General features: G+C 38.5%; 22 protein-coding genes. 10 read left to right on the plus strand and 12 right to left on the minus strand.

Annotation, left to right across the window (positions count from 1 at the left end; all coding sequences use genetic code 11):
- Positions 1 to 182: 182 nt before the first annotated feature.
- Positions 183 to 2,114 (minus strand): LamG-like jellyroll fold domain-containing protein, encoded by a 1,932-nt coding sequence (locus tag QM738_RS03385; protein WP_462275277.1) that lies wholly within the window; start codon positions 2,112 to 2,114, stop codon positions 183 to 185.
- Between the two features lie 446 nt (positions 2,115 to 2,560).
- Between QM738_RS03385 and QM738_RS03390 the strand changes: the two genes are divergently transcribed.
- The gene (locus QM738_RS03390; RefSeq protein WP_462275278.1) at positions 2,561 to 4,918 is read left to right on the plus strand and encodes a LamG-like jellyroll fold domain-containing protein; all 2,358 of its coding nucleotides are present in this window, start codon (positions 2,561 to 2,563) and stop codon (positions 4,916 to 4,918) included.
- Between the two features lie 59 nt (positions 4,919 to 4,977).
- On the opposite strand, the gene QM738_RS03395 is transcribed toward QM738_RS03390, so the two are convergent.
- Positions 4,978 to 5,688, minus strand: a complete 711-nt coding sequence (locus QM738_RS03395; RefSeq protein ID WP_462275279.1) for a LytR/AlgR family response regulator transcription factor — start codon at positions 5,686 to 5,688, stop codon at positions 4,978 to 4,980.
- Positions 5,685 to 6,794, minus strand: coding sequence for a sensor histidine kinase (locus QM738_RS03400; protein ID WP_462275280.1), 1,110 nt, complete (start codon positions 6,792 to 6,794; stop codon positions 5,685 to 5,687). The genes QM738_RS03395 and QM738_RS03400 overlap by 4 nt, the downstream gene beginning before the upstream one ends.
- 401 nt (positions 6,795 to 7,195) lie before the next feature.
- On the opposite strand from QM738_RS03400, the gene QM738_RS03405 reads away from it, so the two are divergent.
- On the plus strand, positions 7,196 to 7,357 hold the full coding sequence (locus QM738_RS03405) for a hypothetical protein (RefSeq protein WP_462275281.1): 162 nt from the start codon (positions 7,196 to 7,198) through the stop codon (positions 7,355 to 7,357).
- 73 nt (positions 7,358 to 7,430) lie between these two features.
- Here the strand turns inward: QM738_RS03405 and QM738_RS03410 are convergent, their stop codons facing one another.
- The 5 genes from QM738_RS03410 to QM738_RS03430 form a co-directional block, all read right to left on the minus strand.
- Positions 7,431 to 8,918 (minus strand): family 43 glycosylhydrolase, encoded by a 1,488-nt coding sequence (locus tag QM738_RS03410; protein ID WP_462275282.1) that lies wholly within the window; start codon positions 8,916 to 8,918, stop codon positions 7,431 to 7,433.
- Positions 8,919 to 8,937: 19 nt separating this feature from the next.
- On the minus strand, positions 8,938 to 9,999 hold the full coding sequence (locus QM738_RS03415) for a glycoside hydrolase family 43 protein (protein WP_462275283.1): 1,062 nt from the start codon (positions 9,997 to 9,999) through the stop codon (positions 8,938 to 8,940).
- 314 nt (positions 10,000 to 10,313) lie between these two features.
- Positions 10,314 to 10,649, minus strand: a complete 336-nt coding sequence (locus tag QM738_RS03420; protein WP_462275284.1) for an Hpt domain-containing protein — start codon at positions 10,647 to 10,649, stop codon at positions 10,314 to 10,316.
- A complete protein-coding gene (locus QM738_RS03425) occupies positions 10,650 to 11,036 on the minus strand; it encodes a response regulator (RefSeq protein ID WP_462275285.1) in 387 nt (128 codons plus the stop codon).
- The gene (locus tag QM738_RS03430) at positions 11,033 to 13,657 is read right to left on the minus strand and encodes an ATP-binding protein (RefSeq protein WP_462275286.1); all 2,625 of its coding nucleotides are present in this window, start codon (positions 13,655 to 13,657) and stop codon (positions 11,033 to 11,035) included. Before QM738_RS03430 ends, QM738_RS03425 begins: the two co-directional genes overlap by 4 nt.
- A gap of 129 nt (positions 13,658 to 13,786) precedes the next feature.
- On the opposite strand from QM738_RS03430, the gene QM738_RS03435 reads away from it, so the two are divergent.
- The 6 genes from QM738_RS03435 to QM738_RS03460 all read left to right on the plus strand — a co-directional run bounded on the left by QM738_RS03435 (position 13,787) and on the right by QM738_RS03460 (position 20,125).
- Positions 13,787 to 14,527 (plus strand): LytR/AlgR family response regulator transcription factor, encoded by a 741-nt coding sequence (locus tag QM738_RS03435; RefSeq protein ID WP_462275287.1) that lies wholly within the window; start codon positions 13,787 to 13,789, stop codon positions 14,525 to 14,527.
- 828 nt (positions 14,528 to 15,355) lie between these two features.
- Positions 15,356 to 16,879: a hypothetical protein gene (locus QM738_RS03440; RefSeq protein ID WP_462275288.1), complete on the plus strand. Its 1,524-nt coding sequence runs from the start codon at positions 15,356 to 15,358 to the stop codon at positions 16,877 to 16,879.
- A gap of 9 nt (positions 16,880 to 16,888) precedes the next feature.
- Complete coding sequence (locus tag QM738_RS03445) at positions 16,889 to 17,101, plus strand: hypothetical protein (RefSeq protein WP_462275289.1); 213 nt, start codon at positions 16,889 to 16,891, stop codon at positions 17,099 to 17,101.
- Between the two features lie 460 nt (positions 17,102 to 17,561).
- Positions 17,562 to 18,635, plus strand: a complete 1,074-nt coding sequence (locus tag QM738_RS03450; protein WP_462275290.1) for a tyrosine-type recombinase/integrase — start codon at positions 17,562 to 17,564, stop codon at positions 18,633 to 18,635.
- Between the two features lie 6 nt (positions 18,636 to 18,641).
- Positions 18,642 to 18,983: a helix-turn-helix domain-containing protein gene (locus tag QM738_RS03455; protein ID WP_462275291.1), complete on the plus strand. Its 342-nt coding sequence runs from the start codon at positions 18,642 to 18,644 to the stop codon at positions 18,981 to 18,983.
- Positions 18,984 to 19,150: 167 nt separating this feature from the next.
- Positions 19,151 to 20,125 (plus strand): phage/plasmid replication domain-containing protein, encoded by a 975-nt coding sequence (locus QM738_RS03460; protein ID WP_462275292.1) that lies wholly within the window; start codon positions 19,151 to 19,153, stop codon positions 20,123 to 20,125.
- A gap of 306 nt (positions 20,126 to 20,431) precedes the next feature.
- On the opposite strand, the gene QM738_RS03465 is transcribed toward QM738_RS03460, so the two are convergent.
- Entirely contained in the window at positions 20,432 to 20,698 is a 267-nt protein-coding gene (locus QM738_RS03465) for a helix-turn-helix domain-containing protein (RefSeq protein WP_462275293.1), read from the minus strand.
- Between the two features lie 60 nt (positions 20,699 to 20,758).
- On the opposite strand from QM738_RS03465, the gene QM738_RS03470 reads away from it, so the two are divergent.
- Together QM738_RS03470 and QM738_RS03475 are read left to right on the plus strand one after the other, a co-directional pair.
- Entirely contained in the window at positions 20,759 to 21,172 is a 414-nt protein-coding gene (locus tag QM738_RS03470; RefSeq protein ID WP_462275294.1) for a hypothetical protein, read from the plus strand.
- Positions 21,169 to 21,531, plus strand: coding sequence for a hypothetical protein (locus tag QM738_RS03475; RefSeq protein WP_462275295.1), 363 nt, complete (start codon positions 21,169 to 21,171; stop codon positions 21,529 to 21,531). The genes QM738_RS03470 and QM738_RS03475 overlap by 4 nt, the downstream gene beginning before the upstream one ends.
- Positions 21,532 to 21,584: 53 nt before the next feature.
- Here QM738_RS03475 and QM738_RS03480 read toward each other — a convergent pair whose 3' ends face one another.
- The 3 genes from QM738_RS03480 to QM738_RS03490 are packed head-to-tail and all read right to left on the minus strand — an operon-like array spanning position 21,585 to position 24,565.
- Positions 21,585 to 22,805, minus strand: coding sequence for a hypothetical protein (locus QM738_RS03480; protein ID WP_462275296.1), 1,221 nt, complete (start codon positions 22,803 to 22,805; stop codon positions 21,585 to 21,587).
- Between the two features lie 5 nt (positions 22,806 to 22,810).
- Entirely contained in the window at positions 22,811 to 23,446 is a 636-nt protein-coding gene (locus QM738_RS03485) for a hypothetical protein (protein ID WP_462275297.1), read from the minus strand.
- Positions 23,447 to 23,458: 12 nt separating this feature from the next.
- Positions 23,459 to 24,565: a site-specific DNA-methyltransferase gene (locus QM738_RS03490; protein ID WP_462275298.1), complete on the minus strand. Its 1,107-nt coding sequence runs from the start codon at positions 24,563 to 24,565 to the stop codon at positions 23,459 to 23,461.
- Between the last annotated feature and the right edge of the window lie 67 nt (positions 24,566 to 24,632).

Below are 24,632 nucleotides of genomic sequence, written 5' to 3' on the forward strand. Positions count from 1 at the left end.
ATGGATAGACTGGATAATGTATGAGAACCAGGGATATATAAAACTTGTTTAAACTATAAACCGGCATAGCTGAATCTATGCCGGTTTATTAAATTTTGCAGCAATTTCCTCCTCCCGAGTAATAATCGTTTAAGAGGGGCTTTTATCTTATTGCTACATTTAAAAGATGTAGCAGACATTTCTTACTGTATCACTATTTTTTCAGCCTTTTCACCAGCTTTTAACAGGTAAATTCCTTTAGAAAGGTTGGCAACATTCACGGTTGTTTTACCGGTATTGAATTGTTTTTTCCAGGTCAGCCTGCCTGCAGGGTCGTACAATGATAATTCAACAGGGTCACTGTTCACTTGTACAGCCAGTTGTCCATTGGCTACAGGGTTGGTAAGCACGGCGAAAAGCTGGCTTTTCTCACTGAATTTTATGTAACGTATCTCGCTGTAAGCGGCACGGCCATCCATATCTTTTTGTATTAACCGGTAATAATAAGTGCCTTTTAAAACAGCAGGATCTGTAAAGCTGTATTGTTTTGTGGTACTGCTGGTACCCGCCGCCGTTATACTCCCGATATCTGTCCAGTCGCTGCCATTGCTGCTGCGCTGAATGATAAATTCCTTTGAGTTTTGTTCTGTTGCGGTGCTCCATTTCAATAAGCCCTTTCCAGCCTGTTGCTGTGCGGTAAAAGTGAGCCCCTGCACCGGTAACACCACCATGCCGCTGCCTTGCGTAACAAAATTTGATCCAAGGCCACTTAATATAAAATTGCTGAGCGTACCGTTATTAGAACCGGATTGATCGATCACTGTTATGAGGCCCGCATTGGCACCTGAAGCAATACCCTGGTTAAGGTTGTAATAACTCACCAGGCCGGTTTGTGCAGTAGGGTCCAGTTCGGTATTCATCCCGGCGGCTATCTGTGCCGGAGTTCTGGCCACATTCCATATCCTGAATTCATCTGCGTTGCCGCCAAAAAATTCGTTGACATAACCAAACTGGCTGCCAAGCGTAAGTATGTTGGAATTGGTGGCAATGGCGCCGGTTTGTGCAACTGCTGTTGCCTGCACACCATCAATATAGATCCGCATATAACTGCCGTCGTAAGTGGCCGCAAGGTGATGCCATGCATTTAAAGAAGGATACGCTACCGAAACATTCCTCCATCCGCCTGCAATGAACAGGTAAAATGAAACGGTGTTCCAGCCGTCATTGGTACGTGGAAAAATATAACCGGTATTAGTAGTAAAGCTGGATTTGCTGATCACGTTCTGTATACCCGAATTCTTGGTGGCGTACACCCATGCCTCAAGCGTGATATTGGTACTGATATCCAAAGAACTATTATAAGGTACTGTTACCTGGTCGTCGATACCATCAAAAGATAATGCATTGGCTGCAAAACGAACCGGGCTTGTAAGCCAGCCGCCACCTGTACTGATGGTTGCCGTATTACCATTACCACTGTTATCTGTAATGGAAGTACCACTGCCATTGGTCATTTGATAAGATGCCACCAGGCCTGTACCGGTGGTTACACCACGGAACATATTGTATTTTAATTGTGCTGCTGTTTTGGCAACATTCCATACACGGGCTTCATCAATGCCGCCTGTAAAATTCCTGGCCGGCACCCATGTACCGGGTGATCCTCCTATCTTAACCGGGTAAGATGCATCCTGCAGCAACGTGTGTGTTTCAGCACCAGAAGCTACCAACACACCATCGCGATATAACAGTAGCTGGCTACCGTTATATACACCGGCCACATGCTGCCATTTATTTAATGCCAGCGTATTATCGGCGCTGATCACTTCTGCCCAAACATTACCTGCAAGAGCGATCACAAAACTCAATTTACCTAAGGCGCCACAACGCAATACATAACCGGTATTATTCTGTGCGTCTTTTGAAATGATACTACCCTCCCAGTAATTGGTTGCAAAAACAGTAGGATAGATCCACGCTTCTACTGTAAGTGATGTACCGGACATATTAAATCCGGGAGAGGTGCCACAATCGGCTGATGATAAGCCATTGAATGAAACTGCATAATTGTTTTGTGATTTTGCCTGTATGCTGAAGAAGAATAACAGGACGAACAGGCCATAGCTGGTCTTCATGATGATATTGGTTTTAATGTCAGGATATTGATAAGAAAATATATAACTATTTCCCTAATTAAAGACAAAACTAATGTGACAGTCAAGACGGCCTTGTAGAAAACCGTCTCTTTTTCACGTAGTCGTTCGGTGAAATTCTAATTCCGGGCGGATGGTTATATTGATTCAAAAGCAAGACTGGCCTGCTTTTCCAGCGGGAAGCGGAAAGAACGTGCAGGAGGTATTGAATTAGTAAAGGCCTCTTTGTCAACTCAGTTTTACAAGACCGCTTTTTTGAAGATCTAAAACCGGCATTTTACGGAGGACGGGTATAAAATCATCTTTTTTAACGATTGCCCCCGCTTGATGGCCTGGCTATTTTTACAGGGTCAATAATACCAATAGAAATTTTTATACTGATCCTTAAAAGAACGGGCGTTCTTTTAAGCTGACAAAATTTGTTCGATATGAAAAAGCAAATGCTGCCTTCCTTTTTGGGGGTCCTGTTCCTGTCTTTTATTTTTCAAAGTGCGGGTGCACAAAATATCATCGCCAGTTACCCCTTTAATGGCAATGCGAATGATGTAAGCGGGAATAACCTGAATGGCACCATTATTGGTTCCCCCGCATTTGTAACAGACAGGTTTGGCAATGCTAACAGCGCTATCCAGTTTTTCGATAATACAGCGCACCGGGTGGAGGTGGATGACAATCCTTTACTGCATACAACCAGCCTTACCATTGCAGCATGGGTAAAGCAAACAGGAAATTCCAATAATATAAAAACAATTGTTGACAAACCCTTAGGCACCGGCATATCAGATAGCTGGCATTTTGGTGTAGCGCCGGGTGCAAGTTTCTCTTATTCCTCCTGGATATTTAATGACCCGGGTGCTGCCACCGGCTCACAGATCACCTCACCGGCTTATTTAGGAGACTGGCATTATGTGGTTACCACATTTGACAATACGAGCAAGCTGCATAAGTTGTACATAGATGGTATTTTAAAATCTACCAATACCTTCAACAGTACTATTGGCTACGATAATAATAAAATGTATATAGGCACAGCGTTGGAAAACAATAGTCCCAATTTTCCGATGGACGGTGCCCTGGATGATATAAAAATTTATGATGGCGCCCTTACAGCCCAGCAAATTAACACCGAATATGCTGCCGGAATAACTTATAACAACCCCGGCAGTGGCAGTGCCATATATCTTGATGGAACATCCGGTCAATATTTTGTGCAGCTCCCTTCCCTGCTGGACGGCACCAATATTTTTACCGTTGATTTTTGGGTAAAGACCACTGATAACTCTTCCAATCCAACCTACTGGTTAAACCCTGCACTTGTGGGTAATGCAAACCCTTCCACTCCTGATGGGGATTTTGGTATCACCCTAAATAATGGTCAAATAGGCGTTTGGAGCGGCATCTGCAGTTGTGGCGACCAGGCGTTGCAAACAACTAAAACCATCAATGATGATAAATGGCATCATGTAGCCACCGTAAGCGATGGTACGAATATGGTATTATATGTAGATGGTATGTTGTTGCCGGGAAGTATCAGCACCGCAGGTGGTACATTACAAACTGCTGCAAGACCCTGGCGTATTGGTATGCTCAACTCCTGTTGTTCCAACGGCTCTCCCGCCGGTGCCAGCATTGACGAATTCAGGGTATGGGATGCAGCATTAACCCAAACACAACTAAGAGACCGCATGTGCAAAAAAACAACCAGCAGCGATGGCCTGTACAACAACCTGGTTGCTTATTATCAATTCAATGAAACTTTAGGTTCGGCAGTGGTGGATGCAAAAACTAATAATAATGGCTTCTTAAATCTCGGCACAAGGTTTATCAGTGGTGCTCCTGTTGGTGATGCTGCAGCACACGATTATGTAAATGCCATTAAAACAGCCAGTATCAGTCATGCCAGCGGTGAAACTTTTACAGTCACTTCTGCAACTGGTAATCCCGATGGCATACAGGTGTACCGGGTAGATGAACAACCCAATACCCTAAGCGGTACCGTTAGTTTGGGTGCTATGAATAAATATTTCGGTGTTTTCCAGGTGGGTGGTACTTCGCCACAATACAATGCGGTATATAATTATACCGGTAACCCCGATGTTACCGCCGGTAATGAAAGCTCACTGGCTTTGTACAAACGGGCTGACAATTCAGTTACCACCTGGGCCAATGGCACAGCCACCCTGGATATGAATGCGAATACCTTAACCCTTACCGGGCAAAGTACAGAATATATATTGGGCACTGCAGGTACATTACCACTGCACCTGCTTTCTTTTAGTGCTTATAAGCAAGGCAACAGTGCACTGCTGCAATGGCAAACAACCGACGAGATCAATACATCTCATTTTGAAACAGAACGCAGCTTTGATGGAATTGTTTTTGAAAAGATCGGCAGCATTACAGCTGCGGGTAACAGCACAGTACACAATTACAGTTTTACAGATAATACACCTGCAAAAGGCATCAATTATTATCGCCTGAAGTTGCTGGACAAGGATGGTCGTTATACATATAGCGCTGTAGCGAAAGTAGTGTTTAATAATAGCGATGTGGAACTGAATGTATATCCCAATCCCGCAGAAAAAATAATCACCCTGCAGTATGCCAGTGATCAAAAAACTGTTACATTAACCATTTTCGACCAGTTGGGCAGGGCGGTGTTGGTAAAAAAGCTCACCAATCAAAACTTATTGCAGGAAGATATTTCTAAACTTGGTAAAGGGATATATACTATACAGCTTACAGATGGTACCAGGCAATCACGTATAAAATTTGTAAAACTGTAAAACTAACAGGGATATGTATACGCTGATATCTTTTGTGAAAAAGCTTAGTGTGTTTTCTATCAAAGGTTGGATGACCGGGCTATTTTCTCCAGCTGGTGGGCATACAGGCGGCCAATGGGAATCTCCATATTACTGATCTCCACATCATGATTGGTGAAAGCCGCAATTTTATTAATGGCTACGATATAAGAACGGTGCACCCTTACAAAAAGCTGGTCCGGCAAAAGGTCTTCCAGTGCGGTGATGGATTGCTTTACCAGTAAGGGTTTTTCGCCCGTGCGCACTATCTTCACGTAATCTTTCATGCTTTCTACATACACAATATCATTATAAGCCACTTTCACCATTTTCCTGTCGGCCCTGAAATACACAAAGCCTTCGTTTTCCACCACTGCTTCGGGTTTTACCTCCGGTATGCCAACCGCCGTCATTTTATTAACGGCCCTCACAAGGCGTTCCAGCGTAACGGGCTTCAGCAGGTAATCAACTGCATCCAGTTCAAAAGCGTCCAGCGCATACTCTTTGTAAGCCGTAGTAAAAATTACTTTAGGGGGATTGCGCAGGGTGCGCAGGAATTCCTGCCCCATCAGTTTGGGCATGCGGATATCCAGGAACATCAGGTCTATCTGGTGTGCCTTTAATGCCTCCATCGCCTCAAAAGCATTGGAGCAGCTTGCTGCCAACCGTAAAGCAGGCATATTGGCAAGATGCGTTTCCAGTACGCTTACGGCCAGGGGCTCATCATCTACTATCAGGCAATTCATCTTCATGCCATTGCAGGTATTGTTGATATATATGGCTCCAGTCGTGTATGCGTAACTGTTACTGCAGGTATTGCAGCTAATTTCATCTGCAATTTCACTGCATATATTTCTGGTTCTTCATTTATCGTCATAGTATAGTTGCCGGGGTACATCAGGTCCAGCCGTTTGCGGATATTCTGCAGGCCAATACCCCCCGCATTTGTTTTCACCGGCTCCGCATTGCGGCTGTTACTCAGGTTCAGTGTAAAGCTATTTCTTTCAGCATGCATTTGCAGGTTCACCCAGCACTGTTCCAGCTGTTCGCTTACCCCGTGTTTAAAACTGTTTTCCACGAATGGCAGCAGGATCAGCGGCGCAATTTTAAGGTGCTGTATATCTCCTGTACAGGAAAATGACAGTTCTATCCTCTTACCATACCGGAGTTTTTCCAGTTCCATATATTTTTTCAGCACGGTTATTTCCTTTTCCAGCGGCACTTCCCTTTCGTTGCATTCATACAGCATATACCGCAGCATATCTGCCAGGTGCGATACCGCCAGCGGCGCTCTTTCTGATTTGGTGAGCGTCAAACCGTATAAATTATTCAAAGTATTGAACAAAAAATGCGGATGCACCTGCGCTTTGAGCATATCCAGTTCCATCGACAGTTTTTCTTTTTCTATCTTTTGATTGCGGTTGTTTTCCTGGTACCATTTTTTCAACAGCTTTACGGCCACAGCGATCCCGCAGATCATAAAAAAGGAAAAAACAGTACGCAGCTCTATCGGATCAAAGGTCCATAACTTATTCCATTTAAAATAAGTGCAGGCCAGCCCGGTTTTTATCGGGAACACAACGAAGCTATAGAACATCAGGTTCAGATCATACATCAGCTGGGTGAACAACAAAGTGTATATGATATAAGCAGCGATCCTGCGCTGCAGCAGGAACCGCGGTATCAGCACATACAGCTGTGTATAAGTAAAGATCATTTGGACCGGCAGGAACAACATCGTTGCCAGAAAAGTAGGCCAGTAATCATTGCCGGTTAAATAATTACCGGTATAGATCAATAAATAAAAGCACCAGAAAATGCAATGCTGTATTACGCGGTTATCCAGAATAGCTTTCATAAAAATGTTTGTTCCTTAAAATTACAGCATTCCGTAAAGGGCGCAAACATTATCCCCCGTTTATAGACAAACCGTTCGATTTCGTCGCCGAACTGCATCCATCCTTCCTGAATGTTGTTGGTTGCCCTGGCAATATCGTATGCAGCCCCGGACATGCAGTCCATCTACTTGTGTAAAAAAGCCCTCTTAGCGGCAATAATTTTACAGCATCAATCAAAACAAAAAACAATCTATCATGAAAAAGAACAATCATCATCGTCGCCCTTAGTTTATTTTCAATTGCAGGTATTGCACAACAAGGTCCTAAATGGGCACCCGAAAAAGGTTACTGGGTAATTGAGACCAATACCCACCAGCCCAAAAACAATATTGTTTACTTCTATAACGACGATAACGAACTGGTGTATAAAGAAAATGTAGATGGCGTGGTGATCCGCCCTAACAAACGCAAGGTAAAAATGAACCTGCAGAAAGTGCTGAACCAATCTTTGCTTGCCTATGAAGCCAAACACAAAGCCATGGAAAATGAAATGCTGGTAGCAAGCCTGATAAGGAAACATTAATTCAATGGGTCCCCATGGTCGGTGTCCCCACCGGCCATGGGAAAAACAAAAGTGACTTTTGAATTTGCCGTATTTAATGGCTGCTCAATTTTTTATAGACAAACCGGTTAAAGGTTGCATTCCCTTCCCCCGTTACCAGCAACCCGATCCTTAACGCCAGGAAATTGCGGTAGTTGTTATGGTTAAGAGCAGACACATTGATGTCCTTTCGCAACAGCGTCCATTGTTTTCCATCTTTGCTGGCATAAAAACTACATTTATTCCGTTCGTTTTTAATTCTTAAGATCCATTTACCGTTGTTCATCATTTCGATCTGCGTTTCAGTCCTGGCAGTATCATACACCGTTATCTTTTTTTTGTCTGCCAATATTCCTGTGAAAGCTTTTTCGTTGTAAAAAAGAATAAGTCCGCCACGGCTGTTGCCTGTAGCTTGTACCGTTACATCTACCTGGTAACTGGTATCCTGCGCTGTGCAAAGCAGTAGCTGGCCATCTGCCGGGGAATTGCCTTTACCTTTAATTGAAAGCCCTTTTGCAGCGGGATGTACAGCAAAGCTGTCATATTTTTTCCAGTAAGTCCATTGCAAGCCCAATGTATTATTGGTGAGATCATCAGAAAGATCAAAGCCACTTTTTTTTAGCTTAGATGGCGACAATTCTTTTATCGGCCTTTCTGTTGCTTTAAACCAGCCATCACTGGTCCATTCAATGGGCTCTATTAAAGTTTGCCGCCCCAATGTATGATAACCATTTTCATAGGCATGGTATACCATCCACCAATTACCGTTCACATCATCTATTAAAGTACCATGGCCTTTTGACCACCAATGCTCATTTGCTGTGTAAGTATGCACAATTGGATTATAAGGTGAATTTTCCCAGGGTCCCAAAATGCTTTTCGATCTTGCAGCAATAGCCATATGGCTGGTGGGCGGGCCTGCTGTGCCTCCTTCGGCGGTAACCATATAAAAATATTCGCCCCGTTTAATGATTTTCGGAGATTCGAGGCATTTGCATTCTGTTATCCATTCTTTCGGGTAATCCCACCCGTCATAAACATGTTTGATATCGCTTGTTGCTGCAGCAAGGCCATTTGCAGTTAAGGGAACCATACCCCCACCTGAAACAAACAGGTAACGTTTACCATCTTCGCCTACAGCATGGCCGGGATCTATCTTCGCTACTTTCAGATCAACAGGTTCACTCCACGGGCCTTTAATGTTGGTGGCCCAAATTACCCAATTGGTTTTGGCTGATGGAAAATAGATATAAAAAGTATCCTTGTATTTTACCAGGTCTGGCGCCATGGGTAATCCCTGTGCAGGGCCTGTCATGGCACGGGCAACAGGTTCCCAATGCAATAAGTCTGTAGAATGCCAGATAAGGTAACCCGGAGTATAGAAGAATGGGGAATGGGTCATATAATAATCCTTACCATCCCTGATGATAGAGGGATCAGCATAATCTCCGGGAAGCATTAGTTTGGGATAGCCTGATTGAGCTCTTGCAGAAAAAGTTAACAGTATAACGGCAATGAAAACACGCAGTTTTAAAAATCGCATGGTTTATTTTATTGAATGATCAGAATTTCATGTCGAGTTTCCAATAGTCGGCAATCCGTTGGGCTTCTTTTTTGGTGACCTGGATAACTGCAGGATGTTTGGGTATTGAAAAATTAGTCATTTTCATCACCCCTTCATTAAAATGCCCCAATGGTGTAAAGTGGGTAAAGTCAGTAGTTTCCATAAAGCCAAAATTGTGTGGCTTTATGCTGTAGATATCATATATCAATACCCATTTATTTTCGCCAATACGCTTGAATATAGTAGGCGCTTCGCAACCGCCTTTTTCCGGATCGATCCATGTTGAATCGTACACATAGCCGGTATTGATCGAATCCGATATGGCCTGCTTAATGCCTGCTGTACCATCATGTGAGCAATAGAACATATGATATTTATCCCCCACTTTAGTAATATCAGCATCTATGTAAGCAAAGTTTTTGGGATACTCAAAAATTGGCTTGGGCATCGTTTCCAGTTGTGTAAAATCTTTATTCATATAGGCGTAATACACTTTTTCTTTCCCGTTGCCAAAGCGCATAGAAAAATAGATCATGATCTTTTGCTGTACCGCATCATAGATCAGTTCGGGCGCCCATGCACAACCGATATCAGCCAGTGCAGGAAATGCTTTGTCTACCCGTAAAACAGTATGTGACCAATTTATCAGATCACGAGATTTCATTAAAACAATACCGTGGTTATTGCCCCAGCCATATTGTGCCCGTTCCCTTTCCCATTCTGTTGTTCTGTAACCTGCTTTTTGCGCATAGATATGCAGATCGGTGAGTGCCATATAAAACATGCCATCGGGGCCACGCATGATATACGGATCACGTATACCTTTTTGTTCGGCAAGGGTATCACTTCCAAATATTGGTGTGGCATTGTTTACATCGGTAAAACTGTATCCGTCTTTACTCAGCGCAAAGTACAATCCATGCGTATCATCTTTAAAATATACCATCAGGTAAGCCGCCATATTTTTTTCTGAAGCAATCTTTGTCTTTTTTTGTGCATGAACACTCATGCAGAACATAATACCAAACAAGGGTACCAATAAGAAACGTAAGCAAGCCATACAATCGTTTTTAGGTGAAGAAAAGCAAGGATAGGTATTCTAAACAGGTTGGGCATCATGTGCTTTCCTGAAGATTTCTTGTACTTGAGGTTTGGATTTTATGTTGTGGACAGTTGAGACACCGCCCACATTAAAAACACAGGTATCTTAATGTATGATCAGTCCATCCAGTAATTTTATAGCTGACTTAAAAAGGCTGGCAAATCTTTTTATTGAATAACAATAAGTTACAAAACTTATTTGTCGGACAAATTTGTTTGAAGTAAACTAAAGTTTTTTTGCCCGAAATGTCTTCACATGCTGTAAGGCACATTTTATAATTGATCCAACATCTCTTTAAGCATAATCTCAGCGTTTATAGCTATGTTAAGCGATGTAGTAAACAGGTTATCAAGAATATCAAAATTTTTTGTTTTCACAGCTTCTTCAATTTTAATGAGTTCCTCTTTTAAACTGTCAATCCCCATAAAATCGGCTTGTGGCTTTAAGGAATGAGCATTGATACGTAATTGCTCCCAATCTCCATTATCGAGATTACGTTTCATTTCCTCAAAGGTTTTTGGGGCTACATCAAGGTATAACGAAATGTAGCGTTTCATTTTCAGGGGATCGTCTTTAGTGAAGTTTCTTAAAAAGGCAAGGTCTGTCATTTATACATTGGCTTTGATCAGTTCAAAAATTTCTTTAAAAGCATCCTGGCTTTTAATAACATAATGCACTGCGCCATGCATGATAGTTTTTGCAGCCGTTCCATAACTTTCCTGGCTGGATAGTATAATGACCGGCAAAGCCTTCTTTTGCTTTTTTATTTCCCTCAGTATATCAATGCCATTGGCCGCATCTTTTTCTTTTGAGTTAAGATGATAATCCAGCACTACCGCATCGGGCTGTTCATCTAAACTTTGCAAACAGGCTTCGCCGGTTGCAAAAGACCGAATGTTGAAACCGGTGTGTTGTTCCTGCAAATAATCCGTCAGCATTTCGGATAGTAATGGCTCATCATCTACAATAAAAATGAGTGGTTTGTTTTTCATCATGACTTTTTATTAATTAAGGTATATATCTTTTGTATCAATTCGATGGTATCAAAAGGTTTCCCAATAAAATCATTCATGCCGACCTGGTAGCAAAGATCAACTTCTTCTTTAAGCACATTGGCCGTCATAGCAATGATGGGTGTACCGGCTTTTTCGTTATTGAAGGCTCTTATTGCTTTGGTAGCTTCGTAACCATTCATAGTTGGCATTTGTACATCCATCAGAATAATATCAAAGCCGGATGATCTTAATTTTTCAACAGCTATAGCTCCATTTTCAGCCACTTCAACTTTAACGCCTTCAATGGCATCTTCCAATTCCTCCTGTGCTACCACTGCATTAAATTGATTGTCTTCTGCAAGCAATATTGCAATACCTTTCAGATCTTCAGCGATATTGGTATTGGTACTTTCAGTATTGCTTTCTTCAGCTTTTCCGGCTGCTATTTCATAAGCAATTGTAAAATGGAACCGGCTGCCCTTACCTTTTTCACTTTCTACCCAAATCTTACCATGATGCAATTCTACCAGCTTTTTAGAAATGCTTAACCCTAACCCGGTGCCGCCAAATTTCCTGCTGGTATCGCTGTAAGCCTGCTCGAATGATTCAAATATTTTGCCCATTCTATCTTCATCAATACCAATACCGGTATCGGAAATGATAAAGTGCAGATTCAGCTTTCCTTCGTCCTGTGCTGATTGTACAGAAGTTGTAACCAATCCCTTTTCGGTAAACTTGATCGCATTGCCGACCAGGTTGATGAGGATCTGTCGCAACCTGTTGATATCACCTTTTACAATAAGTCCTTCCAGCGAAATATCTTTTTTAAGTTCGAGCCCTTTTTCTTCTGCTTTAAACTGCATGATCGTGTGTACATTGTTCAGTAATTCATTTACAGAGAATGGTTCATGCTCCAGTTCAACTTTGCCGGCCTCAATTTTTGAAATATCGAGAATGTCGTTAATGACAACCAATAGCGAATCGGAAGATTGTTTAATGCCTTCCAGGTATTCCTTTTGATCTTCTTTAGGATTGCGTCTTATTAAAATATCGGTCATGCCTTTTATCGCATTCATGGGTGTACGTATCTCATGGCTCATATTGGCAAGGAACTGGTGTTTGGCTTTTTCACTTGCTTCGGCTTTTAGTTTTTCAGCTTCAATGATCTCGTTCTTTTGTTGCAATAGTTTTTGCGTTCTCCGGGTAAACCTCAGCCTGGCATACAATCCCACGGCAAGCAACAAGACTGAAATACCTAATATAATAATCCAGTTTCTGGTGGACTTTTGTTTATTGAGTTGGGATTGAAAATCCAATTTGGATTTTAGCTGTTGCTGCGTAAATTGATTCTCTAATTCCAGCCTGGTTACTTCACTGCTATTTCTCCATACGGCTAATGTATCTTCAGTCTCCACATGTAATTTATAATTCTTCAGTGCATTATTGTAATCCCCTATACCCTCATAAGCCTGGGAAAGTAATTCATAGTTGTCTGAAACGACTTTATTATACTTTCCCTTTTCTACTTTCACAGTGTTGATCGTTACAATAGTACTATCATATTTTTTCAACCCCAGGTAAGCTCTTGCTTTTTCTGTATAAAAAAAAGGTTCAAGCTTTTCCCCTTTGCTTTCTCCATTAAAAAATGCTTCTACCTCATTCAATTCTGCCAATGCTCCTGCATAGTTTTTTGATAGATTCTTAATACCTGCATCTAATGTTTTAGCCACATTATAACAAGGTTCACAATGTTTAACGTTTTTCATCACGTACAGGGCAGAATCTATATAGCGTTGTGCCTTAACTTCATCTTTTGATCTTATCATTAAATTAGATTTGCTTAGATAGCTGCTTCCCAGCTGGAACGTATCTTTTTGCGCATGAGCAACCTCCAGGCTTTTGTTTATGTACTTTTCTGCTTCTTTATAATTCCCTATTTCGGTATGAATACCTCCAAGCCTTTCGGTGGTTCTGGCATAAGAAATGTCTATTAATTTCGATTGTTCCGATAAACGAAGGCTTTCCAGGAGATAGGTTAACGCTTTTGGATATTTTTGTTGGATCGAAAACCATTCTCCTATAGCAAAAGTTGTTTCCCGGAGTTCTTTAATATCGGCAGGAGTATTCGAAATCCTGCTTTTTACCTTATTGAATTCATTGAGCACATCTTCATCTTTCACCTCTTCATCGCAGTGATTATAATATAAACCCAGGTATGCATAAAAAACAAATGGTGTTTTGGAAGCATTTGCCACTTTTGCAGTTTCGATTACCTTTTTTGCAGTAATACAGATGCTATCAGTGTTACCTTTATAAGATTCCAGCGTAGCCATATACAATAGTGGCAGGTAACCCTTCTTGTTGTTTTTTATAGCCAGGTCAATGGCTTCTTTCATTTCCTTATCCCATTTCTTCCACCATTCCGGTTCCTGGCTGGGCAGGGAATCCATATCAAATCTCTCCCATAGTGCTTCTAACCTTACTGTATCAGGTTTCGATTTATCTTTCCATATTGCAAATAGCTCAGCATCCGATTTGGTTTGTCCGAAGGTTATGGAAGTAAAAAATAATCCGGCGGTTAAAAACAATAAGAGGAGTAATAAAAATCTGGTTGGACGCATCTATGGTTAATTATGGTTGATTAAAGCTATGGTATAAAATCCGCAGGTACAATGGTTGAGTTATCATAAGGTAGCTATAATTATCAAACGGTTTTAATTAGTACTGTATATTTACTTCAAGTTTTATTTATGAAACCTGTAAAAGCTTTAATAGTTGAAGACAATACCTTTATGGCAACAGTGTTGTGCGATCTGCTTAAGGAGCATGCAACGTATATTGCTTTGGTGGATGTAGCTAACACTGGTAGACAGGCATTAAAGTTGATCGCTTCCACAAAGCCCGACGTTGTTTTCCTGGATATTGAATTGCCTGATATGACAGGCTTTGAGCTGCTTCAGCAGTTAGATAAAATTAATTTTCAAACTATTTTTACCACATCGCACAGTCACTATGCCATCAGGGCATTCCGGTTCAACGCTTTGGATTATCTCATCAAACCAATTAAAGAAAATGAACTTGATGAAGCAATACAGCGATTGCTGAAACGGGCGGGTAATAATATTGAAGTTAAGCATGCATTAGCCAACCTTGGGTCAAGATCAGCTGAAGATCAAAAACTGCTGTTATCCACACAAAGCGGAATGTTGCGGTTACCATTAAAACAGATCACACATATTGAAGGAGAGCGTAACTACAGTTATATTCATTTATCAAACGGTTCCCGGGAGTTGTCTTCTAAAAACCTGGCATATTTTGAAGACATACTGATTGATAAAAATTTTTTCAGATGCCATCGCTCTTACCTGGTTAACAGGTATCCTATTAAAGCATTACAAGCCGGTCATTTTGTTTTAAAAAATGGAATTGAAATACCCATATCAAGACGAAAGGAATCCGAAGCTAAAGCCTGGTTTATTATTCTTGAGTGAAAAGCAATACTTCCCACTAACCAGCTATCCGAAACCCCGCTGCCCCTATAGAACTTTATAAACAAGAGCATTTGTTTTTTATCATCTTATACTTTTAACGGAGGCTGAGGTTTCTGCAAAAAAAACGGACAAATCGAGGAAAAATTCGATTTGTCCGGAGTTGTTACGTATGTTGGACAATTTTCGAACCAATTTGTGCCTGATTTGAAGCGTCTTGCGAATCTTTTAAGTGAATAACATTCGTTATGAAAAATTATTTGTCAGACAACTTTACAAGATTATTAAAATACTAATTGTGCTTCTTGACAAGAAAAGACTTTACATTTAATACAATAAAGAGTCGGGCCATAATTTGATTGAATATCCTTCAGTCATATAACAGTAACTTTGTTTTTACTAACTACTCTTAAAGAATTTTCTTCTAGTTTATCACCACTTTCCTTAAAAAGAAAATATTTCCCATAATTAAAATAAATATAAGTATGTTATTTCCTGTAAAAACCTATATAAGATGTTATTAGATGATTTATTTAAAGAACACGGAACAGAAACGAGAAAGTTATACCGTGAGCGATAAATTTTTAGTAATATAGAGATACTGTAATAGCATTAATAATATATTTTGCCGAACAAAACAGGTAAAAACACCTAATATAAAACGTGGAAAATACCTATTTATCGTTTTCAAACTAAGTCTATATTTAATTATTATTTTAACTCACACCTGCCTGTGCATCTTTTAAGTGTACAGAAACGTCCCAACCCTTGTAAAACGCTTCCTTATCTCTATTTTCCGATTAATCTTTTAATCATCTTAAATTCTTATTTATGGGAAAACGTCTAATTCTATATGTTTTGATTTTTACAATTTCCTTTTCATCCTGCGGCATATTTCGCGATAAAAACCTTGCAAAACGTTATAATAATCATTGGAACAGCAACACCTTCGGTTTATCTTCCGATCCTCAGGCGTTTGTCCAGGTTGACCTTCATACTACTTTGCTCAATGAAACTCCGGCAAAAGAGATCAACTATAACGTCCTCAGCCTTTCCGATAAAGGACAGGAAGCATTTATTACTGCAGCTTCGCAAATGTCAACTACACCAGCTCAGTTGATGGCGCTGCTGAATTCAAATTTTGAATTTTCCAAAGAAGATAAGCCCAGTATCAAAATCATTCCCAAAACAATTAAGAAGACGCTTATTTTTACAATTGATCGTCTACAATACCAATACGTACCAGCAACTCCCGCAGCTCCTGGAATTCCAGCAACCAAAGCAAAGACAATATTCAATAACCTGGGGGACAGAATAGCCTACCTCGAATTAAATGTACATCTTACCACTGCAAGTCATGCTGTATTTAATTCCTGGGACAGATTTGTCAGCGACCGTCTGACTTTAAATCTTGGTAAAGTAAGTTCAGCCCAAAACTGGAATGCTTCTCTTAGTCTTGCTGCAAAGGGTAGCGGTGAAACTTCTTTCACAGGAAGTAATACTACTGAAGGGACTAGCAGCAATACATCAAATGGTACAGTGACACTTGTAAATACAGGAGAATCCGGTTCTTCCACCACTGGAAACGGTTTCCAATTAGTCTCAAGCGATAAAGGAACTGACAATAAAACTAATGGTACAAAGGCTTCTGCAGAATTAGGAGGAAACGCTACAGTTGGTTTTACTGATAAATACGAAACATCGCTGGACCTCACGTCGCAAATCTTAAAGTTATCAGGGACTCTTGCTCCGGATAAAATTCTTTTGCGACAGGAAGGAGGACCGGGAATTGATCTTAGCGGAAACGTTGTTGTTTCTATCGAATATGCTCTTACAGACGATTGGGCATCTCCGGTACAGTTTACTAAATATAAGGAGCTTTACAACGCCGGCACCCATACTCCTTTAGCAGCTGCAGGCCTTACCCCAAAATTTCTTACCGTTATATTTCCAGATATAATAAATGATATCTCCGGCGAACTGAATTATTCATTTCTGTACAGGCAGGTTAACCATGGAAACCGCCATCTGCCTGAGGCAAGGCAAAAAGTAACCTACCGACACGGAAATGTGCCTTTTAATCAAAATATTGTTACCAATAAAGTACCGGCTCCATTGATTATTGCTAATGACGTGAGACCAAAAGTTTTCCAGATTGCCCAAGGCGTGAATAAACTCCGTGTAAATAGTATTGAATTAAAATTTGAAACTGTCACTGAAGCCGCAGCATTTTTACATTATATTAATGAACTTAATCAGGCAGGAGGTTCTTTGGCAGCTATAACCAATAGCGCCGGAGCAGTTCTTACTTCAGGTGCTATCCCAAACTTAAAAATTGTAACCGTTCAACTTTAAAAACAGTTTATGAATACTACTGAAATTAATCAAAAATTACAGGAAATGCTAACTGTATTCAATAGCCAGATCAAGGAACATTTTCAATCCCATAATCTTACTGTGCAAATAAATACAGCAGATTTCCTGGTTGTTGCCTCTGCAGGCAACGATCATGAAAATATTGCTCCCCTACATGCTCATTGCCATAAAAATTCGCAAGGGCAATGGGTTTGTCATTAACCTATGAAGCTTATGGATTGATCGTAGTTTGCTTCAGAGTTTCAGAAATATTCAATGAAGAATCACTGTCTCCAATCTTAGGACTTTCTTCTATGTTCCATGTCTTCACCGTCAAGACTACATGAACTGATATCCTAAATCATAATTAATTTTCCAAAATAAAAAAGGCCTTTGATAATTCAAAGGCCTTTCTTGTTACCCGACCTAAAAGTTAACGTTGGAAAAATCCCCCATAATTTTCGCTCTTACATTGTAACTAACAAAATCCATATTTCATTTGCTTGCATCTGGTTAGTATTAACCTTCTCCTTATCCGTTAGTAAACCGTTACTATTTTCCATTCCCCCATAAAGACCTACCAAACTGTTAAAATTATGTTAACAGTCTGCAATTAGCCAAAAAAAGGCTCAAAACGCAATTGCTCTGGGTTATTACCCCCTTGAACCAAAAACACTAAAAAATGGCAATTACAAAAAGATACCGGAACGGGAAAAACGGTTATGTTACTCCCTACCTTGATTATCATTACGAAGGCAAAAGATGGACAGAAACCTTAACACATTTAAAATACAAAGCGGGTCAAAACCTTACTCTTGTAGAAAAGCATGATGCTAAAGAGAAGAAACAGCTACTTCAAAGAATAGTAAAAGAAAAGGAATTGAAACTGCTGATGGGCGACTATGAAATAATCCAAAAAACTACCAATAAAGAAGATTTTATTGCGTATTTAGAAAACTACATAAAAAACTACCCCAGTAAAAACGATGCACGCATTTATACTTCAATGTACAATTGGTTTAAAAGATTTGCTGGTAAGTCACGAGTATTTGCCTTTGAAATTGATGAGGCGTATTTAAGAAGGTTTTTGAAATATTTAGAAGCAAACTTAAATTATGAGACACCGCTAACATATTTTAAAAAGCTTCGCAAAGTAATAAGATTAGCTACGAAGGAAAATCTATTCAGAACAGACCCGTCTATGGGTATACAAGTAAAGATAAATGAAACAAGAAGTAAAGATATACTTACTCAAAAGGAAATTGAATTGCTCATAAGTGCTCAATGTCCAAATATCCAAGTTAAGAACTCGTTTATATTTGCTTTATATACCGGTTTACGTTTTGTTGATATAAACCTTTTAACGTGGAAGAACATTACGGATAATAATTTAAGCTTTATACAGCACAAAACCAATGAACCAGTGAGTATGCCCCTACACCCTACTGCTATAAGATGCATGGGCAAGAAAAAAGCACCCAGTGAAAAAATTTTCTGTCTTCCTTCGCATACTGGTTGTTTAAAATCTATTTGTAAATGGGTAAAGAACGCTGAAATAGATAAACACATAACTTTTCATACAGCCCGCCATTCTTTCGGGTCAAACCTGGTGGAAAATGGTGTAGATATATCTGTTACAGCAAGACTGTTAGGTCATAAAAGTTTAAAGCACACTATGCGATATGTGAGGACAAGCCCAACCTTAAAACTAAATGCAATAAATACACTTCCAATATTTTCAACAACACAAAAATAAAAGACTATGAAAGCCGAATCAGTGCTACAAATTTTTAAAGACATTAAAATTATCTTACAAAAGCAAAACGCTGTATTGCTAAGCCATAAAATTATCCTGCAAAAGCAAAACGCTTTATTGTTAAGTCAAAAAAATTTCCTTACAGTAGAAGAATTAGCTGTTTATGCAGGAATTACCAAAAGCTGGATTTATAAATTAACATCCGCTGGGTTACTAAAGTGTTCTAAACCCACTGGTAAAAAACTTTATTTCAAAAGAACAGAAATTGATGATTGGCTGCTTAGCAACCCATCATTGGAAAAAACATCTATTACAGAGATTTTGGAAAAAAGAAAAAGCAAAAGATAGCCAATATCGAATAGCAACTATTTGATATTGCTTTTAATGAGGTTTTTGAACGCTAAACAAATCGATATTCTGATACTTTCTAAACAACATTTTGAAAAACCTCTATAAAAAGCGTACTAATTATCCCAAAAGAGAGAATATATAATAACTTAAACAGAAAACCGAAAATGACTGACACAATTAAAATATTGTTGTTGCCCAAAGAACTGAAATGTACTTGGGATATAACAGAACTAAAGCAACGGCTTGAGCCGTTTGATAAATTTCGCCGTAGGCGTTTTAATCCTCTTGGTTTTGTTAGAGGCACTTTTAGTGTTACTGGAAACAATAACTGCTTAGTAATTGAAGGTAGTCTTGCAAAATACTTTAATGGTAATAATGTTGATAATTTTGATTGGAAGTTTGTTAAGCCTGCAATAAAAATGCTATCCCATGAATTAGGGTTACCAATTGAAAGAGGTACATTGTTAAGGATTGACACCGCCTGTAATATTGAGCTTGACCAGCCCGTTCCTGAGTATTTCCCAGAACTAAATTATCTGCGTTTTTATCAGCGTATACACAACAGAGAAACAACACTTCGTTTTATGAGCAATCAGGAAAATATTCAGCTGCTTTTTTATGATAAACTTGCAGAAATTGGAAGCAAAAACTACAGGGACAAAGAAATTGGTGAAATATTGGGCTATAAAAACCTGTTACGATATGAAGTGCAGATACAGGAAAGAGCAGCAAAAGCACTTGGAATGCGAAAGATTAAAACTGTTCATTTGTATAGCACATCTTTTTATAAGAAACTGTTGGATGATTGGTATTCTAAATATTGCGACATTGAAAAAAGAGCACTTATGGTATTCCCCAGTAAAATGAAGGGAAGAAAGGATGTTGATAGATTTATTTACAGGTACTATGTAGAGCATTTGGGATGGACAGGGATTGAGGCTATGTTCAATAATGCTTTGAAAAATGGTAGTTTGACCGCTGATGATAAAAGCAAGAAGTTAAAACAGCTGAGGGAAGTAATGAGTGATAATACGAAGTTTGATTTTAAGAATATTATTTTGGAACTTAATGAAAAGGTTGCAGAAATGTATCTTGAAAATTACAACCAGATACACCGGATAATAAAAAAGCAATTTTAAGCTGAAATAAGCCAAATAAATTGTTGCTTGTAATATTTGTTGATTTTAAGATAGAAACAACAAATTTAGCAGCTTAAAATTGCTCTTATGTCTGCTTCCTTATTATTTTATTGTCTTAGTGAATTTGCTAAACAATTTTACAAGATGAAATACTTGAAGCAGCCAAAGAATTCAAACCAAATAATATGAAGCTTGAAATAAAACAATTACGGCTTGATTTATGATTGGCAATTAAATAATGAGGATTTAGCTGTACGTCCTTAGAAACACAAATTTTTATGTCTTAGAATTGCTTATAGTTTATTTTTATTTGCCTTTCTTCTTTTTACTTTCCGACAATCCCTTTTCCGGTAAAAAATCTTTCGGAGATACGCCTAATTCTATTGCCAAAATGTTCAAATGATTGAGGTTATACTTAGCCGGATGTATATAGCTTTCGATTTGGCCTACAAAGCCTTTTGATTTGCTCAACATTATAGAAATATCGAGTTGGGTCAATCCTTTTTCAATACGGATTTCCTTTACCCGATTGATAACGTATTGTTCAATATCAGTTTTTTTATCCTTAGGCATATATAGGCGATGTAAATACCTACATTCTCCCTATCTTTAAGCCTATATATGACTAAGTTTATGAAAAATATTATACTCCTTTTTAGCCTTTGTTCGGCTTTTCTTTTCTCTTGTTCTTTTGGTGGTGGTGATTCATCAGAAATCAAATCTTTGGTAGAGAAATGGACTAAAGTAGACCCCAATATGATTGGGGGGCCACCTGAAATGAAACAAATAAAAGAAATCAAAGAAATTAATGTTGCTGAAATACAAGAGAGCCGATGGGTAAAAATGGGATGCAAGGATTGTAAGGAATCAAGCGTTACGTTGGTTTGTATCGACAAAAATGGAGAAACGCAGAATATTGTTTACCAAGTGCGCAAATTGGATGGAAACTGGGCAATAACAGAATGGGAGTTAACAGGTAAAGATAAGGGGGCATTTTATCCATTTATTGATAATAAAATAATTGAATTAAGAGAAAATTTTAAATGAAAAAGCTGAAACAGTTGATATTGATATTTGCCTTGTTTTTGTTGCATTCTTGTAACTCTAACAGTAGCATTGAAAGCCAAATTAAATCTGATTTAACGGGAATGCTACAAAATAAAGCAAGGGTTAAAAATATCGAAGTCAAAAAAATATCAACAGAGATTCACCAAACCAAAAAAATTATTTTTGATTGCACTTTAGAGTTCACCGATAATCTATACAAAGACGATGGAGCTTTAGCATTTACAAAAGGAATGGTAATAACGGAAAAGAACAACTCTTTTACCTATGAACAAACAGGCAGTAGCCATAAACTAATCGAGTTAGAATTTGGTCAAACCGTACTTATTAGTGACAAATAAAAAATTAAAAGTAGAAAACCCAAATACAATGTTCATGTTTACTAATAATTAGCTTATGAATAACCAGTGATTAATTTCAATCTGCGTATCCATTGTTCTTTAAATACAAAAGTGGAAATATCAATACCTTTTTTTTGTCTAACCCAAATCCCGTACCCTCTTATTGACTCAGGTACACCTTTGAATTCTAAAATTCCCGCTGTCTTACTAATACCCCAATTGATACTGCCAACCACTCTAAAAATATCTTCCAATAAATCAATAAATAATTTAATTGTTTCATCCCTTTCATTAATCAATTTTGCAATAACAGAAACTTCATTATTGTTCAAATTTAAAATTCCTCCAAATTGGTAAATCCAAACTTGTAAAAATTGTGGCAGTCTGCAAGCAACTTGAATTGAATCAATCATCTTTTGAACAACTGCCCTAAATGTATCATCTGAAATTGTTTCAAGGAAAGTAGGATCAGTTGAAGTTAATGTAGCAATAGCACATCTAACTGCTGTAATCAAATATTCAACTTTGTGCTTTAAGACTATATTGGCAGCACTCTCACAAAGTATGTTTTGACTTGTTGCAATTTCAGCTTCAGGAGCCTTTCTTAATCCTTGTAATCTCCATATTTTCCGAACAAAATCTCTATTGTCTTCAAAATATTTTGCTATTGAGTTCGCTTGGTCATTTGGCTTAAATTCTGTCCAAACTTTAGAAAGTGAAGCGTTGTACTTTTTAATCTCGGAATAAGCAGCGGTTTGGTCTGAAGAAAAAGCAGTTATGCCAGTAATAGCTTCAATCAATCGCTCCTTTTGAAATAGAAAATCTTGGATTTCATTTGCCCAAAACCAATAATTAATTTCATCTACAATACCAGGAATACTAAATCTGCTTATTATATTGTTTGGTTGTAGGACTGTAATATTCAATTTCTCACCCAACTTATGTATCTCATCAAAATTGGGTGAATTGTTACAAACAAAAAATGAAGAGTCAGGTCTAACAAGATTTGCGATACCCGAAAATTTAAAAAAGTCTGTAAACGTGCCACCTCCTTTGCATTCAATTAGAATTTTACTTTCACCCAAAGGTGCAAATAAATATGCTAACCCATCTGCTTGTAGAATATTAACAGAACGGGAAGTGTCTAAAACTAAGTTTTCGTCCCACAAAAGATCACGTTTTACAAAATATCCGTGTGCTTGAAATATACTTGCCACATATCTTTCTAAAGCAAAACTTGAAAGCGAAGAAATAGGTGGGACTGGGAATACCATACTTATCATTTTACTTTTGTTATCACACTATTAAGTGCTTGTAGCAAATGACCGCATTCAGACCAAGGGATATTAATTTCTATATAATTAGCGGTAGTTTTTTGGTCAACCTTTTGCCAATCAATTTCTACACCTATATGCAATCTTGATTTACTTTTTTCTACATCAATATTTAGTCTTGGCAATTTAACACCGGTTGTCTTGATTGACTCTAAGTAATAATTATCTGGTGAAAAATAAGCTTTGATGGAGGATATTTTTATCCAAGCCTCCATGCTATCAATTTCTAAAGCAACTCCTGTATTTTCATAAGTTTGGGTTGGGTCTCGTGGGTCACGGTTTCCACGGTCTAAGGTAATGGCCGCTGTTATTATCGGCAAAATCGTTTCAAGCCCTTGTTTTAATATGTTTGCCCCTTGGCTAAGTATATAAATATCCACATGCTCTTTCGGCTTTGCGTACATATCCTCAGGTAGAATATCAATAATTTTCAATTGAATTTCTTGGATACCAGTATCTGAATGCAATTCAAAAGATGGGTCTGTTCGCTTTGCATTACCTCGTTCGCCAGCTAACGTTCTTTTTCCTCTTGTATAACAGCAATTAACATATTGCACATCACCGCTGCAAATTAAGGGCATTGTAAGTAAGTTTTATGTTTGAAAATATTTAAATCCTCCTCCTGAGGACTTAGTAATTTTTGATACACCTATCTTATCCTTCCCCATAACAATCCCTTTCATTCTGGGCAAACAATGACCTTCACATGAACCATTGATTTCTATCATTACCCACTTGCGTTTTAATTTATGAGCTACAGCACCGGTTGTTCCCGAACCTGCGAAGGCATCCAGTACCCAATCACCTTCATTTGTTGCTAATTTTATAATTTTCTCTAATAATCTTTCTGGCTTCGGTGTAGTAAATACTTGCTCTTTATTGATTTGCTTTACTTCCTTTTTTGCTTCTTGATTATCGCCAACTTCATCCCTAAGCCAAATCGATTTTGCCACTATCCCATCTTGAACCTCTTTTAAAAAACGTTTTAGTCTTGGCATGCTATTCCCTGCTTTTCCAAACCAAATCCTATTCTCAGCTTTGAGTTTTAGAAATGTACTTTTGGGAATTGACCAGCTTCTACTTTTTGCTGGTAAACACTTTCGTCCTGATGGAGTTTTAATTTCGTATATGTAATTGGGAGAAGGCGTTTTAACTGTAAGGTCACTTGAAGTCCAATTCCCTCGTGGGTCATTATCGAGGTTTTTATATCTTTTGTTTACCGCTTCAGTACGAGGTAACAAGTTTGCTCTCCACTTTGTTTTTTGTTTAGCATACACTAATATATAGTCATGTGTATTGGATATATATTTGGTATCATTGCTTGGGGAGTATTTTTTTTCCCAAATTATGGAGGATATAAAATTTTTTCTTCCAAATATTTCATCGCATAACACTTTTAAATAGTGCACTTCATTTTCATCAATTGAAATCCAAATTGAGCCATCTTCGCTTAATAGTGGAACCATTGCAATTAACCGTTCTCTCATCATCAAAAGCCATGCACTATGAGTTAACTCATCATTATAATGATCGAATACTTGTTGAGTATTATAAGGAGGGTCAATGTATATCAGTTTGACTTTACCTGTAAAACGTTTTTCTAAAGACTTGAGGACATTTAAATTATCTCCATGAAATAAACAATTTTGCGATTGTCTTGACCCAATTGATAAGTAAGATTTGAGATTATCGTTTATCACTGGTGCTTATTTTAAGGTTAGAATCAAATATCAACCAAAAAACAACAATAAAATAATATTATTTATT

Source organism: Ferruginibacter sp. (assembly GCF_049840995.1).
Lineage (GTDB): Bacteria > Bacteroidota > Bacteroidia > Chitinophagales > Chitinophagaceae > Ferruginibacter.

Coding starts and splice junctions, on each gene's coding strand:
- QM738_RS03385 (WP_462275277.1), bottom strand. CDS start 2,114: ATGAAGACCAGCTATGGCCTGTTCGTCCTGTTATTCTTCTTCAGCATA.
- QM738_RS03390 (WP_462275278.1), top strand. CDS start 2,561: ATGAAAAAGCAAATGCTGCCTTCCTTTTTGGGGGTCCTGTTCCTGTCT.
- QM738_RS03395 (WP_462275279.1), bottom strand. CDS start 5,688: ATGAAGATGAATTGCCTGATAGTAGATGATGAGCCCCTGGCCGTAAGC.
- QM738_RS03400 (WP_462275280.1), bottom strand. CDS start 6,794: ATGAAAGCTATTCTGGATAACCGCGTAATACAGCATTGCATTTTCTGG.
- QM738_RS03410 (WP_462275282.1), bottom strand. CDS start 8,918: ATGCGATTTTTAAAACTGCGTGTTTTCATTGCCGTTATACTGTTAACT.
- QM738_RS03415 (WP_462275283.1), bottom strand. CDS start 9,999: ATGGCTTGCTTACGTTTCTTATTGGTACCCTTGTTTGGTATTATGTTC.
- QM738_RS03420 (WP_462275284.1), bottom strand. CDS start 10,649: ATGACAGACCTTGCCTTTTTAAGAAACTTCACTAAAGACGATCCCCTG.
- QM738_RS03425 (WP_462275285.1), bottom strand. CDS start 11,036: ATGATGAAAAACAAACCACTCATTTTTATTGTAGATGATGAGCCATTA.
- QM738_RS03430 (WP_462275286.1), bottom strand. CDS start 13,657: ATGCGTCCAACCAGATTTTTATTACTCCTCTTATTGTTTTTAACCGCC.
- QM738_RS03435 (WP_462275287.1), top strand. CDS start 13,787: ATGAAACCTGTAAAAGCTTTAATAGTTGAAGACAATACCTTTATGGCA.
- QM738_RS03440 (WP_462275288.1), top strand. CDS start 15,356: ATGGGAAAACGTCTAATTCTATATGTTTTGATTTTTACAATTTCCTTT.
- QM738_RS03445 (WP_462275289.1), top strand. CDS start 16,889: ATGAATACTACTGAAATTAATCAAAAATTACAGGAAATGCTAACTGTA.
- QM738_RS03450 (WP_462275290.1), top strand. CDS start 17,562: ATGGCAATTACAAAAAGATACCGGAACGGGAAAAACGGTTATGTTACT.
- QM738_RS03455 (WP_462275291.1), top strand. CDS start 18,642: ATGAAAGCCGAATCAGTGCTACAAATTTTTAAAGACATTAAAATTATC.
- QM738_RS03460 (WP_462275292.1), top strand. CDS start 19,151: ATGACTGACACAATTAAAATATTGTTGTTGCCCAAAGAACTGAAATGT.
- QM738_RS03465 (WP_462275293.1), bottom strand. CDS start 20,698: ATGCCTAAGGATAAAAAAACTGATATTGAACAATACGTTATCAATCGG.
- QM738_RS03470 (WP_462275294.1), top strand. CDS start 20,759: ATGAAAAATATTATACTCCTTTTTAGCCTTTGTTCGGCTTTTCTTTTC.
- QM738_RS03475 (WP_462275295.1), top strand. CDS start 21,169: ATGAAAAAGCTGAAACAGTTGATATTGATATTTGCCTTGTTTTTGTTG.
- QM738_RS03480 (WP_462275296.1), bottom strand. CDS start 22,805: ATGGTATTCCCAGTCCCACCTATTTCTTCGCTTTCAAGTTTTGCTTTA.
- QM738_RS03485 (WP_462275297.1), bottom strand. CDS start 23,446: ATGCCCTTAATTTGCAGCGGTGATGTGCAATATGTTAATTGCTGTTAT.